This is a genomic window from Alteromonas sp. McT4-15 (genome assembly GCF_020515205.1).
Classification (GTDB): Bacteria; Pseudomonadota; Gammaproteobacteria; order Enterobacterales; family Alteromonadaceae; genus Alteromonas.
In genome coordinates this window covers 82,871-98,818 of sequence record NZ_JAJALG010000013.1, presented here as the reverse complement: position 1 = coordinate 98,818, position 15,948 = coordinate 82,871, and the positions used below count along the sequence as shown (strand labels likewise).

The following is a 15,948-nucleotide window of genomic DNA, read 5'->3' as shown; positions in this document are numbered from 1 at the left end:
ATCCGATCACTTAAGGTAAAACTGGCAAGGACGAAAAAGAAGAAGAAAAAGTGATCGGATAAAACCGAAATGACCGTTCGGATTCACCGAAATACGCAACTGCTAACTTCAATTTCATTGACTGCGATAGCTCAGCAGCAATGTGATTGCCAAATCGATTCGCTTCACCTTCCAAATATTCTATATTTTAATGCTTCGTCCAATATATGGCGTTAGCTTTTCACAAAATTCCCCTGGAGAGTGGCTAGTTAGTTCTGAGGTTTACTATCAGGACTTATAAATGAGCAACAAGACAAATACACATGATCTGAATATCAAGTTTATTCATCAATTTAAACGTTCAACCAGAACAGAGTGGCCGGATAAGTTCCGTCTATGCTGGTTCTTTGACCCAAATACACTCGATTATATTTACGAGCATAAAGACGAATATTTCATCACTAATGGTTTTGTTCTGTCAGATGCTCTAGTACAGCAACTACCGGAGGGGTTTCAAAAGAAGTATTTTGAACCCCATGAGCGATGTTTATTGTTTTTGCTATTCGAGATTCAAATCGTCAATTTCATCAACTCTGATGTTGTTGACGCTGACGAATTTGAGAACACGTTTGGAGTTTCAAAAAAGCGGTATTTTTCTGCTGATGCGATTGACGAATGGACTGAACAGATCGATTTACTCTAGGGCTGCTTTGCAGCCCTTTTTTAGAAGAGATTCGACATAGTTCGTCTTATTACGCTTTGTCGAACGATTTTTTCAGCATGTATTAGGGTTGTTAAATGTTCAATAAACCTAGAGGAGTCTGCAAAAAAGTTGGGATAAGCTTCCTTTACATCTTCTATACTGCTCGTATAAACGAGAGCAACAATTAAATTATTGTGGGGGGAGGCTGCAACACTTTCTTGATGTGCATACTTTTCTTGTGCTGAGTCTGAATCTCTTTGGTTGAAGATAGTGTATTCCAGCTGACCATTATCTGGATCAATCACTAACAAAATATACCCAGCTTCTTCGTGATCTTTAAGCTCGTCACCAACAATTTTTAACGAATTAGCAAACGATGAAAATAACTTTACAACATCAAGCTTTCTAATTATTTTTGCTAAGCTGTCTAACATTTCGCCAGTGTCGACTTTTGACTGTTCAGACTTGATGAAATATCCACTGATACGATCTTCTAGACTGAGATTATGATAGTTAGTAACTTTATCAAGTACAGAAAACAAACTTCCAACGAGCCTGAAGAAATCTTCCCATTCCTTTTTTCCCTGGTTTGTCTTTAAAGATTGATTGGTAAAAAGGTCGATTATTTCGAGTGCAGTTGCCCAATAGTGCTGTAAATATGTCCTAATCTGAACTTCTATATTTTTTAGCGTCTTATCTTTAGAAGGAAATTGGCCTATTATATGGTAGCTTCGATACCCATCAGGCTTGGGGTTCGTTATGTAGTCTTTGAACCGAAAGCGATTGTCAGAATATTTGAAAGTGTTATTTTTTCTTAGCTCCCTCGTTATTTTTCTGACTTTTTTTTCGCTTGATACAACAGCCCTGCATCCGCCTATATCTTGCATTTTTTTCAGCGTCATGCTTTCAAAGCGTTGTAGTTTAGACACTATAGAAACGTATCTTTTTAAACGTTTAGCAAAAAGAGCGTCCTTTTCTATGGGGAGGACTACTTTTTGCAAAAGAGTGAAGGCCATTTCTAATGAATCGGAGTGCTCACTTCTCCAGAAAACGAGGACATCAAAGCAGTGGTTGAACTCGCTATTATCCTCATAATTTCCAAATGCTAAGAACTTACCCGCTTTTGTAATTTGCTTCCCTGAAAATTTTGGTTTGCTTACTTGCAAAATATCGACTCTCTATAATCCAACGCGATTTCTGGAAAGGGTACACTTTAATATAGATAAAAAAAAGCACCCTCACGGGTGCTCAATATCATTCGCCTTCCAATTTTCGCATAGCAAAAAACGCAATTAACGCAAGAGCTAGACCGACCCCAAGACACCCAAAAGCAATTAGGTACAGTCTATTCGAAAGGGGTTGGTATACAATGAACTCTGGATAATCCAGCAGCAAAAAAGCGAGGTTCCAGAGCGTATTAATTGTCGCAATAGCAATTATTGCATTGCTCAGCGACATCCACTTCCCGCTTAGTTTCAGGCACGCGTTGAAAAGGCTTTCATAGTATATTCTCATTTGTTTTACTCCTAGTTAGTCCTTTAACTAACTAGGGGCTTTGTAGGCGAATTATTCGTCTACCTACCAACTCTCGTAACGTGCTGCTATAGACTCCTTAGTAGCTCGGATTTCTGCTAGACATTCATTTAGTCCCTCTGCTGCATCATTCTCAAAGTCACAGCGCATATCATGTGGTATGTATGGTTCTAATGCGGCTGTTGCTGACAGTTTTATGTCCCATAACTTTTCGGCTAGCTCTTCAGCTTGTTTTACAATTTTGCTTCTTTCCTCCCAGTCAATATCATGGTTTGAAATTATTTCTTGGCGAATGATTTCTGAATTATAAGTCTTGTATTTACAGCGTATTGCAATGTGAAGCGTACGTTCTAGACGTTCAAGACGGAAGTAAGTAGTCCCAAGGTTTGTAGCTTTCGTTTTTTTGATGTCCGTAATCGACATGATTACCTCGTTTGTGATGAATTTTGAAAAATTTTGACAGATAGGGATACACAAAGCGCTGTAAACAGAAATTTATCCAGGACGGTGACTACATATTTATGTATGCAGAACCACAGTCTTACTTTCTTTAGCCATATTCTTCAGTCATATGGGAATAATATTGAAAGTGCGGTAAACCTCGGCTGCGCTTTTGTCACGGTTCGCAGCCAGCCTAGAGGTGCTGGCTGTAGATGATGAGCAATAATCATCGCGATTTGCGTTTGTTGTCGAAGCAATAGAGGACAAAAGATGGGAGCCATCAGGCTCCCTATAGGTCAAACTGAGTTTTTGTTATTCAATCAACCCCATTAACTTTCCTGCTTCTATGAATCCGTCACGGCGGATTTGAATAACTCTGTCTCCTGTTGTGTGAGCTAACTTTTCGAGTTCTTCTAACTGTTGTAGATATGAATCTTTCCGAACTAACTCTAACTTGTCGTCGCCTAACTGACGTTTACTATTGAACATGAGTTCGTAAATAACATTACATTCTTGAGCTTTAAACTTAATGCGGCTCGCCAGTAAAGTTTGTTGCTCACGAGAGAACTGTGAGCGATTAGCTGAAAACAACTTCGAATGGGCCTTTTCGATCTGAGTCAAAAAACGCTGTCTGTGGCTGTACATGTAAACGAACTCATATAAGCCATTAGTGTCTTCAAGCTCTTGTAGATATTTAGTGAGGATGCCCTCTCGGAGCTTGCCGTTCCCCTTATTCTTTGCATTAGATGTCTCCATTTCAATTGCGACAGTACACCCTGTGTCGGCATCTACAACTAAACCATCGACCAATCGCTGGTCATTGCCTCGATTTTCAAGCAGTATCGCGAGGTCTTTTTCTGATGCGAATCCAGTGATCTTTTGACGCTTCGCTAAATCCAAAATTACTATTTGAACTGAGAGATCATGTATTAAATTTCGCTCATTGATTCTGCTCGCATCAGAACGAAGGTGCAGCTCTCTATTCAAAAGAAACTCAGCTTCTCTGATGCCTTGTGAGGTGAGTAAAATAAATCCCTTATCAGTGTTTGCAAAAGAACTGTGCAAAGTAATCAGCTGCTTTTTCTTCATGCGATTTACGAGTTTGTTCACTGCCTCTCGACTAAGTCCCAAGTGACGCTGTAATACGCTCTTACTGGAAACTCGAAAAGCCCCGAGAATTGCCAGAACGGCATTCTCTCTTTGCATACCCAAAGTACCTGGATCTGAAGCTCCCGCTATAATGATATGCGTCAGTGATTTTTCAATTGCTCTTTCAACGTAGTTCATATTTTCTCCTGTATTTTTACGTCGAAAGTAAATAGATTCACACGAGGATAAATAGGCAGGGTGGGGCACAATGCTTTGCACTATGCCCAAGCTTCGCAACGCTAAGCAGTGTGCTTAGCAATAGTGATTTTCTGACGAAAAACACAAACAACTTCGTTGTAGCAACACTTCTGCAAGCCTGAGCGGACGCGACTCGTCGCTGCTCAGGCACTCATTGCTACGCGAATTCGACAGAAGCGTTGCTCGGAGTCAGCTACCGCTGATTTAGCCACATTCCACCATGCTCTACTCAGGGAAAGCTGCGCTTTGAATACCCCATCGCAGAGTTCACACCGTTGGTGTTTCAGTTGCTTGCAATTACTCCGTAATTACAAGCAATTTTGCATAAGCAAAATGAAATCTGGCTAAATCTGCGATGCTGCCTCCGGCTCCGATAATTGTTCTGTTTCACAAAACTATTATCTGCGCAGTCGTTATTGAGCTTTGCTCAAGCTTTTTTACATAATCGTACCGATTACGTTGTTTGCATCTTCGATGAGAGCGAAAAGCAAGTTGCGGGTGGTAATGGACAAATAATTAGAAGAAAAAAGAGCACCCAGCGGGTGCTCCAAGAACGTTCTATTTTTTTCGCAGCCTTGCACTTTGTAAGTGACAAGCAAGCGATAATAAATAGATAAGCAAAATTAGCAAATAGCCTTTCATTCCGGTAAACGGATAACTCTCTGCCACTTCGAATTGAGTTATTAGCTGGACAACAAAAATCACAAATAGAATGTCTCCAATCGTGATTAGTTGTGAGCTAAGTACGTCAAACAATGCAATAAAAAATTGCCGATTACATTTCATGTATTTCTCCTTTTATGTCTTCGGACTTAAAAAGGGCCAGACAAGGAGAATTTTTGAGATTGCAGCAAAGCTTTTTTTTTAACCGCTGACTTCTGGAGTGATTCTGCTTTTGATAGTAGTTTCAAATCGCGTAATTATTACGCTTTAATCATAAGTTGATTTGATAGTCAGAGGTTCGCGCAAATCAGACATGTCGGATGTATGAGTGACAATAAAGCGGTGTTCTGATACTTTTGTCTAATAAAAGGCGAATACACGCGAGCATCGCACAAAAGGACTATCTCGTCACGCTGAAGGGAATCAACCCAGTTCTCATTAGAGCACGGTCATTGGCCCTTCACGTGAACTGTATACGGAGTACGTATGAGTTCAGTGAACAAAAAAGCGCTATCAGAAACCGATATCATATCTAAGTACATCATACCTGCTATAAAGCAGGCTGGTTGGGATGATATGACCCAAATCCGGCAGGAAGTAAAACTGCGTGATGGTAAAGTTGTCGTTCGCGGTATGGTCGCTGCACGTAAAAAAGTAAAATCCGCTGATATAGTGCTTTATCACAAACCTTCAATGCCCTTGGCTGTTATAGAAGCCAAAGCCAATAAGCATGAAATCGGTAAAGGGATGCAGCAAGGGCTAGATTACGCCAAACTACTCGATGTGCCCTTCATTTTTGCCAGCAATGGTGACGGTTTTATCTTTCATGACAAAACGAATTCTCAGCAACTTGAAACCGAAATTAGTCTAGAAGACTTCCCAACGCCTTCACAATTGTGGGCAAAGTATTGTGCGTATAAAGATTATAAAGAATCACAGTTACCCATTATCACGCAAGACTACTATGACGATGGTTCTGGTAAATCGCCGCGTTACTACCAGTTACAAGCAATTAATAAAACCGTAGAAGCAGTATCCTCAGGAAAAGACAGGATTTTGCTTGTAATGGCAACAGGCACGGGTAAGACCTATACGGCCTTTCAAATTATCTGGCGCTTGTGGAAAGCCAAAGCGAAGAAGCGTGTTCTGTTTCTGGCAGACCGAAATGTTTTAGTCGATCAAACTCGTATTAATGACTTTCAGCCTTTCGGCCAGGCAATGACGAAAATCACGGGCAGAAAAGTCGACCCTGCTTATGAAGTTCACCTGGCGCTATATCAGGCATTAACTGGCCCCGACGAAAGCCAGAAGGCTTATAAGCAAGTCGATCCCGATTTCTTTGACCTTATCGTGATTGATGAATGCCATAGAGGCAGTGCATCAGAAGAGAGTGCGTGGCGCGAAATTCTTGAATACTTTAGCGCTGCTACTCAGATCGGCTTAACTGCCACACCTAAAGAAACCGATGAAGTGTCTAACATCGACTACTTTGGTGAGCCAGTTTATATGTACTCATTAAAAGAAGGCATTGAAGATGGCTTTCTTGCGCCTTACAAAGTGGTTCGTGTGGATCTCGACATTGACTTACAAGGCTGGAGACCAACCAAAGGTCAGGTTGATAAGCATGGCAATGAAGTTGAAGACCGTATCTATAACCAGAAAGACTTTGACCGCACCTTAGTCATTGATGAGCGCACTCAATTGGTGGCAGAGACAATTACTAATTACCTGAAACGTACCGATCCCTTAGCAAAAACAATTGTGTTCTGTAACGACATCGACCATGCCGAACGAATGCGCAGGGCGCTAATTAACTGTAACCCAGAACAATATGCCAAAAATGATAAGTACGTCATGAAGATCACAGGTGATGATGCCATTGGTAAAGGCCAGCTGGATAACTTCATTAACCCCAAACGCACTTATCCTGTTATCGCAACTACATCAGAACTTATGACAACGGGTGTTGATGCCAAAACCTGCAAGCTGGTTGTGCTCGATCAGAACATTCAGAGTATGACCAAGTTCAAACAGATCATCGGCAGAGGCACCCGTATCGATGACAAATTTGGCAAGCTCTGGTTCACTATCCTCGATTTCAAAAAGGCCACAGAGCTTTTTGCAGATGAGCGTTTCGACGGTATTCCTGAAAAAGTTATCAACACTAAGCCCAGTGATATCAATGATGAAGATTCTGATTTTAACGATATTCTAGACGGGCACGACACAGAGGGTGAACCCGAAGGCACTACAGATAGCCCCGATAGTCTTAGCTGCGATGATGACTTTGATTTCTCTGAAGTTGGAGATTCACCACAAACAGGTTGGGACGAAGATGAAGAAACCACCGTCACCAAATATCACATCAATGGTGTAGCGGTTAAGAAAGTAGGGGAGCGCGTTCAGTATTATGATGAAGACGGCAAACTCGTTACCGAGTCATTTAAAGACTATACCAAGAAGACTCTCACGAAATCTTTTGCATCCCTCGATGACTTCATTAAGCGCTGGAACAGTGCTGAGCGTAAACAAGCCATCATAGATGAATTAGCGTCTGAAGGTGTTATTTGGGAAGTATTGGAAGCAGAAATTGGGAAAGAATTAGACCCATTTGATATGATATGTCATGTTGTTTTCGACCAGCCTCCGCTAACGCGCAAAGAACGCGCAAATAATGTTAAAAAGCGCAACTACTTCACCAAGTACAGCGAAATGGCGCAGGCCGTTTTGAATGAACTGTTGAATAAATACAGTGATGAGGGCGTAGAAGCCCTTGAAAGCAAAGACGCCCTTAAAACAGGTAAAGTTGTAGAATTTGGCCGCCCCATCGAAATTGCCAAGAAAGGATTTGGTGGGCCAAAACAGTATGAAGCAGCCATAGCTGAACTGGAAAAAGCCATCTACAGCACCACACCAGATAAATCAGCCTGAGCAACGCTCAGGCCGAATTATAAAGAATCAGAGAATAAGAAAGTATGTCTATTAGTACCGTTATTAAATCCATTCAGGACATCATGAGAAAAGACGCTGGCGTTGATGGTGATGCTCAGCGTTTAGGCCAGATGTCATGGTTACTCTTCCTAAAAATATTCGATGCCCAAGAAGAAGAGCTGGAATTTGAAATGGATGACTACCGTGAGCCAATTCCACCTAAGTACCTGTGGCGTAACTGGGCAGCGGATGATGAAGGTATCACAGGCGATGAGTTAATGGAGTTTGTGAACGATGACCTATTCCCAGCGCTTAAAAACTTAACCGCGCCAATCGTTAAGAATCCCCGTGGCTTTATCGTGCGTGAAGCGTTCTCAGATGCCTTCAACTACATGAAGAACGGCACGCTGCTACGCCAAGTGATCAATAAGCTCAATGAAATCGATTTTACCGACTCAAAAGAACGTCATTTATTCGGCGATATCTACGAGCAAATTTTACGTGATCTGCAAAGCGCTGGTAATGCAGGAGAGTTCTATACGCCCCGTGCTGTAACCCGTTTTATTGTAGACAGGGTAGACCCAAAACTGGGCGATAAAGTCTTCGATCCCGCCTGCGGCACAGGTGGATTTCTAGCCTGTTCAGTTGACCACGTAAAATCAAAATATGTAAACACCGTAGCTGACCATAAAACACTGCAAAACCAAATTCACGGCGTTGAGAAGAAACAGCTTCCACACCTGTTAGCTACCACAAACATGATGCTGCACGGTATTGAAGTACCTGTGCAAATCAGGCACGACAACACGCTAAACCGCCCACTTTCAAACTGGGATAGTGAATTTGATGTTATCGTAACCAACCCACCATTTGGTGGAACCGAAGAAGACGGTATCGAGAAGAACTTCCCCTCAGATATGCAAACAAGGGAAACCGCCGACCTGTTTTTACAGCTAATTATTGAAGTGCTCAAAGACGGTGGACGCGCAGCGGTGGTTTTGCCGGACGGCACACTCTTTGGTGAAGGTGTCAAAACCAAAATCAAAAAGCTGCTGACAGAAGAGTGTAATCTGCACACCATAGTTCGACTACCTAACGGCGTGTTTAACCCTTACACAGGCATTAAAACCAACCTGCTGTTTTTCACTAAGGGAAAGCCAACCAGCGAGATTTGGTTCTACGAGCACCCTTACCCAGATGGCGTGAAAAACTACTCCAAAACCAAGCCCATGAAGTTTGAAGAGTTCCAAACTGAACAGGAATGGTGGGGCACAGAAGAGGATGGATTTGCCAGCCGAGTAGAAAATGAGCAAGCCTGGAAAGTATCTATCGAAGAGGTCATCGAACGCAACTTCAACCTGGATGTTAAAAATCCGCACGTAGGCGAAGTAGAAAGCCATGATCCTAATGAACTGCTTAAGCAATACGAAACACAGCAACAAGAAATTCAGGTATTGCGCGATCAGCTTAAGGGCATACTGGCAGAAGCCCTGTCATCAGGCACTGAGGGTAAAGCTTAATGTCAGTAGAGAGAATTATTACTGAAAATCTGGATATCTGGACATCGGCAATCAAAACCAAATCAGCTTCAGGGCGGGGGAGTTCCACTAAGCTTGAATTATATGGGATTAAAAGACTAAAAGATTTGGTATTAAGTTTAGCGATTCACGGTAAGCTAACTACGCAAAATATTAGTGACTCATCTGTAGATGAGCTTATCTCAGTTTTAGTCAGTAAAAATAAGACTGATGGAAATAAGGTTAATTTAGAGAAAGTAAATTTATCTACAGTTGTGCCGTTTCAAATTCCAGAATCATGGCGTTGGCTAAACCTAGGTTTTTGTGCGAGGGTTTTCTCTGGTAATACATTTAAGAGTCAAGACTTTTCAAAAGAAAATGGGTGTCGAGTAATAAAAATTACGAATGCAGGTGTGGGCAAGTTAGTCGAAACAGATGAGTTTTTACCTGAGCGATATAAAGAGGAACACAACAAATTCCTAGTATTTGAGGGCGATATAATATTGGCTCTAACTAGACCATATATAAGTGATGGATTAAAAGTTAGCCTTTGCAATAAAACTTATGACAAATCTCTTTTAAACCAGCGCGTCGCAGCTTGCAGGGCGTATATCAATAATAGATATCTGTATTTGGTATTGAGAAGTTCCTATGTTTTGAACACATATCAAAATAGGTTCAGTGGTAATGGTTTGCAACCAAACCTAAAGGTGAAAGACGTTACAGAATTACCAATACCGATTCCACCCGAAGAAGAACAAAAGCGAATTGTTGCTAAGGTAGATGCGTTATTGGCTCTCTGTGACCAATTAGAGTCACAAACCGAAGCCAGTATCAAAGCGCATCAAACACTCGTAAAATCATTATTAGAAACGCTCACTAACGCAAAAGATGCAGACGAACTAAACGAAAGCTGGCAGCGCATCAGCGCACATTTCGACGTGCTATTTACCACAGAAGACAGTATCGACCAGCTGAAACAAACCATCCTTCAACTCGCAGTCATGGGCAAACTGGTAAAACAAGACCCCAACGACGAACCTGCATCAAAACTACTGGAACGCATCGAAGTAGAAAAAGTACAGTTAATAAAAGATAAGAAAATAAAAAAACAGACAGAATTAAAAGAAGTTAATGAAAGCGATTTTCCATTTAGCACTCCAGAAGGATGGGCAGTAGTTAGACTAGGAGCTTTAATACCTCAATTTCAAAATGGAGTCTCAAGTAGAGGTGACAAAAAGGGTAAGGAGACAATAGTTCTTAGACTAGCAGATATAAAGGACTGGAGAATAAGTGAAAATGACACAAGACGTTTAATAATAAATGAGGAGACTATCGAAAAATACTTATTAAAGAAAGGTGATACTTTAATTATAAGGGTAAACGGTAGTTCAGAAATTGTTGGTCGATTTATAACTGTAGAAAAAGTAACTGATGCCATTTACTGTGATCATTTTATCAGAATGCGTTTCCCAATACCTTGTATAGAGCCAAATTATCTTGCGATTTTAGGTTCTTCTCGTCTAGTTCGAGATAAAATTTCTGATCTATTTATTAGTACCGCAGGTCAGAAAACAGTAAATCAAACGCATATTAGTTCTTTAACCCTCAGTATTCCCCCAATAATGGAGCAAAAAAGGATATCTGAGAGAGTACGTTATCTGGTTGCTATTTGTGATGAATTGAAATCAAAATTACAGACAGTTCAAAGAACAATAAGTAATGTGGCGGATTCAGTAAAAGCCAACTACTAGAGTCAAGGAGAGAGAATGAGTAGCTTGAAATATCTATATGCTGGTAATGACAGAGATGCTTCTGGCGGGCTTTTGCAAACTGAAGTAGATCTGAGTGGTGATGATGTTCAGGAGCAGTTAGCGCCAGTTACTTCATTTTTAAATCGGCTAGTGGACTCTGAGAATCTGATAGTTTTAGCTGGTTCAGGAACATCGTTGTCACTTAATTCACAAATTGTGGGGCAGCCTAAAGTTGCTCCTAGCATGTGGGATTTGTGGAATTTATGTAAGAATGCTGACGATAAGTTATTCGGTTTAGTGAGAAGTGCCGTTAGATATAGTGAGACTGCACAGACTAATTCTACAGGCGAGATAATAGAAGATATTGAGTTGCTTCTTTCATTATGTGACTCCTATATAGAGCTAAAAACTTTATCGAGAACTAGGCAAGGGCAGCTTGAACGTTTTTTAAAGTTGGCTAAAAAAGTTATATTTGATGCCACTAATTTTTGTGACAAAGTTTCAAATGAAAAGTGGTCTGCACACAATAGGTTTATCAGAACTCTTTCTAAAAGAACTCCAAAGCAAAAAAGGCTAAAGCTATTTACAACGAATTATGATTTGGCTTTTGAGAATGCAGCATCCAATAATGGAGTAATCGTTATTGATGGCTTTGAATTCTCTAAACCGTCCCGCTTCAATCCTGCTTGGTTTAATTACGATATAGTTAATAGAACACAAGCTAATGAACAGACTGGTTCTTACCTTTCAAATTTAATGCATTTATATAAATTGCATGGTTCTGTCGACTGGGTAAAAATTAACGGGTCTATTCGGAAGCTATCTTTCACTGAAGATGGGGATTGTGAGCCAGTATTCATATACCCTAGTAGTTCCAAGTACCAAAGTTCTTATGACTCTCCCTATATTGATATGATGTCGGCTTTTTTAGATGCACTCCAAAAACCGAAAACTTCTCTACTATGTGCAGGATTTGGTTTTAACGATAAACACTTGAACAATGCCATTTCGATGGCCTTGCGTACGAACCCTGAATTCAATTTAATCGTAGCAACAAAAGATCCTTTTAATCCAAGTGGAGCATTTAACTCGTCAGTTCGGTCAATGTTAACTAACTTAATGATTGCTGGAGATGCCAGAACAATGATGGTTGACTGTTCTTTTGATGATTTGTGTTCACTTATTCCTGAAAGGCAGAAGGTGACACCCGAAGAAAGAGTTTATCAGGCTATTAAAGATCTAGTTGGTCAATAAAAAGGATTTTACATGTCTGCGAGTGATTGGTTTTCTCCACATGATTCCAAGAGAAGAATTGGTAGCTTAATTGATGTTTCTGCAACCGATGCTAAAGTTAATTTAACTGACTCTGGTTCTGGAGATAATGTTTGGCTCCTCGGCGGCAGGCTTTCAGCTGGTGAGGTCAATGAGTATATATTTATTGATGCTGGAGGCCATTCTATTCTAGGTCGTATTGTAAAGGTCTGGCTTGAGAGTGGTGAAAGATTAAGTGTTGATGCTCTGGACGATAGTATCCCCACGAATAATCCCATCGGCCTAGTTCAGCTATTGGTTAGTGTGGATGTGGAAAATGGTGAAAATTATAAGGGTATTCGGCGTTACCCTAAACTAGGCGCACAAGTATATTCTGCTCATCCTCTATTAGTATCAAAATTAGCTGAAGGATTGTCGTCGAAGGATGGTGATATCAATTTACCGATAGCAGAAATGCCTCATGATCGATCAGTAAAAATTAACCTCAGCCCTGAGAAATTATTCTCAAGACATTGCGCCATCTTAGGGACTACTGGTGGTGGTAAAAGCTATACAACAGCAACATTAATAGAGCAGGTTAGACAAGCTGGAGGTAAGGTTTTATTAATTGATGCTACTGGTGAATATCGTACACTCCCGTGCACAAGTTATTATGTCGGTGCAAATACCCGTTCCACAAATACAAATGTCACGTTTCCGCATTGGATGTTTACCGATAGTGATTTACGTGCTTTGTTGCGGCCCTCAGCCCAAAGTCAATCGCCTAAATTAGAGTCTGCAATTCAGAGCCTAAAAGTAGTCACCTCATTTTATCAAAATCCAAGTCATGGCTTGCCAATTTCATCAAACTATCTATTGGTGAAAGCAGAGCAGCTTAAGGCTCCGATAGAAACTGCAATTCAGAGCATATCTGGACGGATCAATCAGATACCGTGGAGGTTTAGCCTCTTAGCTGATCAAATTATAAATGAGTGTGTATGGCCTTCTGCTGGTAATGCTCGTGCTCCAGACACAACCAAGTGGGGAGGAAAGGCTGATAACGATGTTGGACATTGTTTAAATCTGTTATCAAGAATAAAAGCAATGTCAGAAAATAACCACCTTCGTTGGATGATTGATTGTGATCCTTCATTAAATACGATACCAAGTTTATTAGATTCTTTAGCAGCGTCTGCAAACAGCGAAATATTGAGGCTTGATTTATCTTCAGTGCCTTTTGAAGCGAATGCTAGAGAGGTATTAGTAAATGCAATAGGTAGAAAGTTACTTTCCCTAGCTCGAAACGGAGTAATCTCCCAAGAAAATCCTCTATTAGTTTTCATTGATGAATCGCACCAATTTTTGAATAAGAAAATTGGTGATGAAACGAGTAGAGTAGAATTAGATGCTTTTGGTAATATAGCTAAAGAAGGCAGAAAATATGGCCTTAATGTAACAATAGCAACGCAGCGTCCAAGAGACATTCCAGAAGATGTTTTAAGTCAGGTAGGTACAATGATCGTGCACAGACTCACTAACCAGCTAGATCAGGACATCGTCAAGAAAGCTGTCGGTTCAATCGACCAAAAATCCGCTTCTTTTCTACCAGTTCTAGGGCAGGGAGAAGCGTTACTTTTAGGAGTGGATTTTCCATTTCCTATGATGGTAAAAATTAGGAAACCTACAAATGAACCTGAATCAACAAGTGCGTCCTTTTCTTCAGCGTGGGGGCGTAGATAAAACTTGTAATAGTCATGGGTTTCAAAAAAAGATAATATCTGTTCCCTTAAGTTCCCTTAAGTAAGCTCCGGCTCTTGGTAATATATGGGGTCAAATAGGGGCCAAAAGTTAAGTAATAAAGAGTAATATTGAGTGATGAAAACCATGTCAATAACGCTACAAGCCGCGAAATACCGCAAATCAGCACTCATCAGCAACGAAGCCTCATTTGGCTTCAAAATGCCGTTTTAAAGAATAAATACCCCAAGTCGGGAGCAATTCTGACTAGGTGTAATAGAAGGGCCATTTTTGTTTTAACGAAATGGTCCTTTTTCGTTTTTACACGTTTATAATTTAATTGAAGCATACCGTAGTTGATGCATACCCTATCTTAAACTTAATTCATTATCCCATTTTTAGAGGTTTTCGTAGTGCTAAGGAAAGGCTTAGTTATCTCTACCGTTTTTTTGCTGCCTATAGCGGCAGCAGCGTTCTTTTTAAGTGTTCATGAGTTATTCAGCATGAAGACTGTTAATGTCGACCCAAAGTTAAAAGAAATATCGGGCATCGAATTTGATAAATATAAGCGCCTTTGGGCTATCAACGACAGTGGTGATGGTCCGAAGCTGTATATGCTAAATAAAGATGGCACTATTGCTCGAGAAGTAACGGTGACCAACGCCAAAAATGTCGATTGGGAAGATATGACTCAAAATCGCTTTGGGCACTTTTTCTTAGGGGATTTTGGTAATAACGACAATGACCGTCGTTGGTTGACCATATATAAAATTGAAAACCCAATAGATATAAAAACCGATACCACTAAAGCAGAGATTATCAAATTTACCTATCCGCAAATGGCGAAAGGTAAAGTAAAACCCGAAGACAAAAATTACGACTTAGAGGCTTTTGTTGAGTATAAGCGTAACTTGTATTTGTTCACTAAAAATCGCACAAAACCATTCGATGGTATTACTAAGCTTTATAAGGTCGGCGACCATGCGGCAAATTTTGATGCTGAATTCATCGGTGAGTTTAAAACGTGTACAACACTAGAGAAATTATGTTGGATCACGTCTGCTGCCATTAGTCCAGACAGAACGAAATTGGTACTTCTCGATTCTACCAGCCTTTGGTTGTTCGAGAATTTTGTAGGTGACAACTTTTTCAGTGGCGATGTGTCGCGTATTGACTTAGGTGTTGTTACTCAAAAGGAAGCGGTAACGTTTTATGATGACAATACTCTCATATTTACTGACGAAGAGTACAAAGGCTTATTCGGTGGAAATGTATATGAAGTTAAACTCGACCAGGTAAAGCGTATCGTGATTAAATATCGTGAAGATTCAGATCAAAATAAACAAACAAAGCAGTAAATTTTTATGAAGTTTAGTCCATTACTTTCAGAGCTTATTCAAGCATTGACCTGTTTACCTGGAGTGGGGAACAAAAGTGCTCAGCGTATGGCGTTTCATTTGTTAGAGCGAAACCGCACTGGCGCAATCGACTTGAGTAATGTTCTGCATAACGCGATGGAACATATTCATCACTGCAAACGCTGTCGAACCTTTACCGAGGATGAACTTTGCGATATTTGCCGGCATCCAGAACGGGAGGCTAGCGGATTACTTTGCATTGTTGAAAGCCCACAAGATGTTTTAGCTATTGAGCAGACCCTGAGCTACAAAGGCCAGTATTTCGTGCTGATGGGGCATTTGTCGCCAATTGATGGTGTAGGGCCAAATGAAATTGGTCTTGATGAGTTTGAATCTCGACTTAAAGCTGGCGGCATCAATGAAGTTATATTGGCGACCAACCCTACTGTTGAGGGTGAGGCTACGGCACACTATATTGCTCAGCTATGTGCCTCTCACAGTGTAGAGGCTTCTCGCATTGCTCATGGCGTACCAGTGGGGGGAGAGCTCGAATATATCGACGGTAATACGTTAACTCATGCTTTTTCAGGCAGACGAAAGCTTTAACATTTTACTCAAACAGCGGTTTATTTGTATGTAAGCCGCTGTGCACCAAAAATTTTCACCGCTAATTAATAAATTTTTGTGCTAAACGTTGAAAAATGCATCCAACGTCCTCACCTCGCTAACAGTAG

At 40.7% G+C, this 15,948-nt stretch carries 13 protein-coding genes; 8 read left to right on the top strand and 5 right to left on the bottom strand.

The features are described from left to right. Positions 1-280: 280 nt before the first annotated feature. Entirely contained in the window at positions 281-682 is a 402-nt protein-coding gene (locus tag LHL20_RS11485) for a hypothetical protein (RefSeq protein WP_226433429.1), read from the top strand. Positions 683-702: 20 nt separating this feature from the next. On the opposite strand, the gene LHL20_RS11480 is transcribed toward LHL20_RS11485, so the two are convergent. From LHL20_RS11480 to LHL20_RS11460, 5 genes are all read right to left on the bottom strand, one after another. Then, a complete protein-coding gene (locus tag LHL20_RS11480; RefSeq protein ID WP_226433428.1) occupies positions 703-1,848 on the bottom strand; it encodes a RelA/SpoT domain-containing protein in 1,146 nt (381 codons plus the stop codon). Between the two features lie 88 nt (positions 1,849-1,936). Further along, positions 1,937-2,197: a hypothetical protein gene (locus LHL20_RS11475; protein WP_226433427.1), complete on the bottom strand. Its 261-nt coding sequence runs from the start codon at positions 2,195-2,197 to the stop codon at positions 1,937-1,939. Positions 2,198-2,260: 63 nt separating this feature from the next. Further along, on the bottom strand, positions 2,261-2,638 hold the full coding sequence (locus LHL20_RS11470; RefSeq protein WP_226433426.1) for a hypothetical protein: 378 nt from the start codon (positions 2,636-2,638) through the stop codon (positions 2,261-2,263). 330 nt (positions 2,639-2,968) lie between these two features. Beyond that, positions 2,969-3,943: a MarR family transcriptional regulator gene (locus LHL20_RS11465; protein ID WP_226433425.1), complete on the bottom strand. Its 975-nt coding sequence runs from the start codon at positions 3,941-3,943 to the stop codon at positions 2,969-2,971. A gap of 618 nt (positions 3,944-4,561) precedes the next feature. Then, positions 4,562-4,789, bottom strand: coding sequence for a hypothetical protein (locus tag LHL20_RS11460; protein ID WP_226433424.1), 228 nt, complete (start codon positions 4,787-4,789; stop codon positions 4,562-4,564). Positions 4,790-5,152: 363 nt separating this feature from the next. Between LHL20_RS11460 and hsdR the strand changes: the two genes are divergently transcribed. The 7 genes from hsdR (at position 5,153) to recR (ending at position 15,820) form a co-directional block, all read left to right on the top strand. After that, positions 5,153-7,597, top strand: a complete 2,445-nt coding sequence (gene hsdR, locus LHL20_RS11455) for an EcoAI/FtnUII family type I restriction enzme subunit R (protein ID WP_226433423.1) — start codon at positions 5,153-5,155, stop codon at positions 7,595-7,597. 44 nt (positions 7,598-7,641) lie between these two features. Beyond that, positions 7,642-9,117, top strand: a complete 1,476-nt coding sequence (locus LHL20_RS11450) for a type I restriction-modification system subunit M (RefSeq protein WP_226433422.1) — start codon at positions 7,642-7,644, stop codon at positions 9,115-9,117. Further along, complete coding sequence (locus tag LHL20_RS11445) at positions 9,117-10,868, top strand: restriction endonuclease subunit S (RefSeq protein ID WP_226433421.1); 1,752 nt, start codon at positions 9,117-9,119, stop codon at positions 10,866-10,868. The genes LHL20_RS11450 and LHL20_RS11445 overlap by 1 nt, the downstream gene beginning before the upstream one ends. A gap of 15 nt (positions 10,869-10,883) precedes the next feature. Then, positions 10,884-12,122: an SIR2 family protein gene (locus tag LHL20_RS11440; RefSeq protein ID WP_226433420.1), complete on the top strand. Its 1,239-nt coding sequence runs from the start codon at positions 10,884-10,886 to the stop codon at positions 12,120-12,122. Positions 12,123-12,134: 12 nt separating this feature from the next. Beyond that, the gene (locus LHL20_RS11435; protein ID WP_226433419.1) at positions 12,135-13,859 is read left to right on the top strand and encodes an ATP-binding protein; all 1,725 of its coding nucleotides are present in this window, start codon (positions 12,135-12,137) and stop codon (positions 13,857-13,859) included. 410 nt (positions 13,860-14,269) lie between these two features. Beyond that, positions 14,270-15,214 (top strand): hypothetical protein, encoded by a 945-nt coding sequence (locus LHL20_RS11430; protein WP_226433418.1) that lies wholly within the window; start codon positions 14,270-14,272, stop codon positions 15,212-15,214. A gap of 6 nt (positions 15,215-15,220) precedes the next feature. Beyond that, on the top strand, positions 15,221-15,820 hold the full coding sequence (recR, locus tag LHL20_RS11425) for a recombination mediator RecR (RefSeq protein ID WP_226433417.1): 600 nt from the start codon (positions 15,221-15,223) through the stop codon (positions 15,818-15,820). Positions 15,821-15,948: the final 128 nt, after the last annotated feature.

Bases quoted from the DNA above. Each gene is read 5' to 3' on its own strand.
- LHL20_RS11445 (WP_226433421.1), top strand. From the start codon at position 9,117: ATGTCAGTAGAGAGAATTATTACTGAAAATCTGGATATCTGGACATCG.
- LHL20_RS11465 (WP_226433425.1), bottom strand. From the start codon at position 3,943: ATGAACTACGTTGAAAGAGCAATTGAAAAATCACTGACGCATATCATT.
- LHL20_RS11450 (WP_226433422.1), top strand. From the start codon at position 7,642: ATGTCTATTAGTACCGTTATTAAATCCATTCAGGACATCATGAGAAAA.
- LHL20_RS11440 (WP_226433420.1), top strand. From the start codon at position 10,884: ATGAGTAGCTTGAAATATCTATATGCTGGTAATGACAGAGATGCTTCT.
- hsdR (WP_226433423.1), top strand. From the start codon at position 5,153: ATGAGTTCAGTGAACAAAAAAGCGCTATCAGAAACCGATATCATATCT.
- LHL20_RS11485 (WP_226433429.1), top strand. From the start codon at position 281: ATGAGCAACAAGACAAATACACATGATCTGAATATCAAGTTTATTCAT.
- LHL20_RS11435 (WP_226433419.1), top strand. From the start codon at position 12,135: ATGTCTGCGAGTGATTGGTTTTCTCCACATGATTCCAAGAGAAGAATT.
- LHL20_RS11475 (WP_226433427.1), bottom strand. From the start codon at position 2,197: ATGAGAATATACTATGAAAGCCTTTTCAACGCGTGCCTGAAACTAAGC.
- LHL20_RS11470 (WP_226433426.1), bottom strand. From the start codon at position 2,638: ATGTCGATTACGGACATCAAAAAAACGAAAGCTACAAACCTTGGGACT.
- recR (WP_226433417.1), top strand. From the start codon at position 15,221: ATGAAGTTTAGTCCATTACTTTCAGAGCTTATTCAAGCATTGACCTGT.
- LHL20_RS11460 (WP_226433424.1), bottom strand. From the start codon at position 4,789: ATGAAATGTAATCGGCAATTTTTTATTGCATTGTTTGACGTACTTAGC.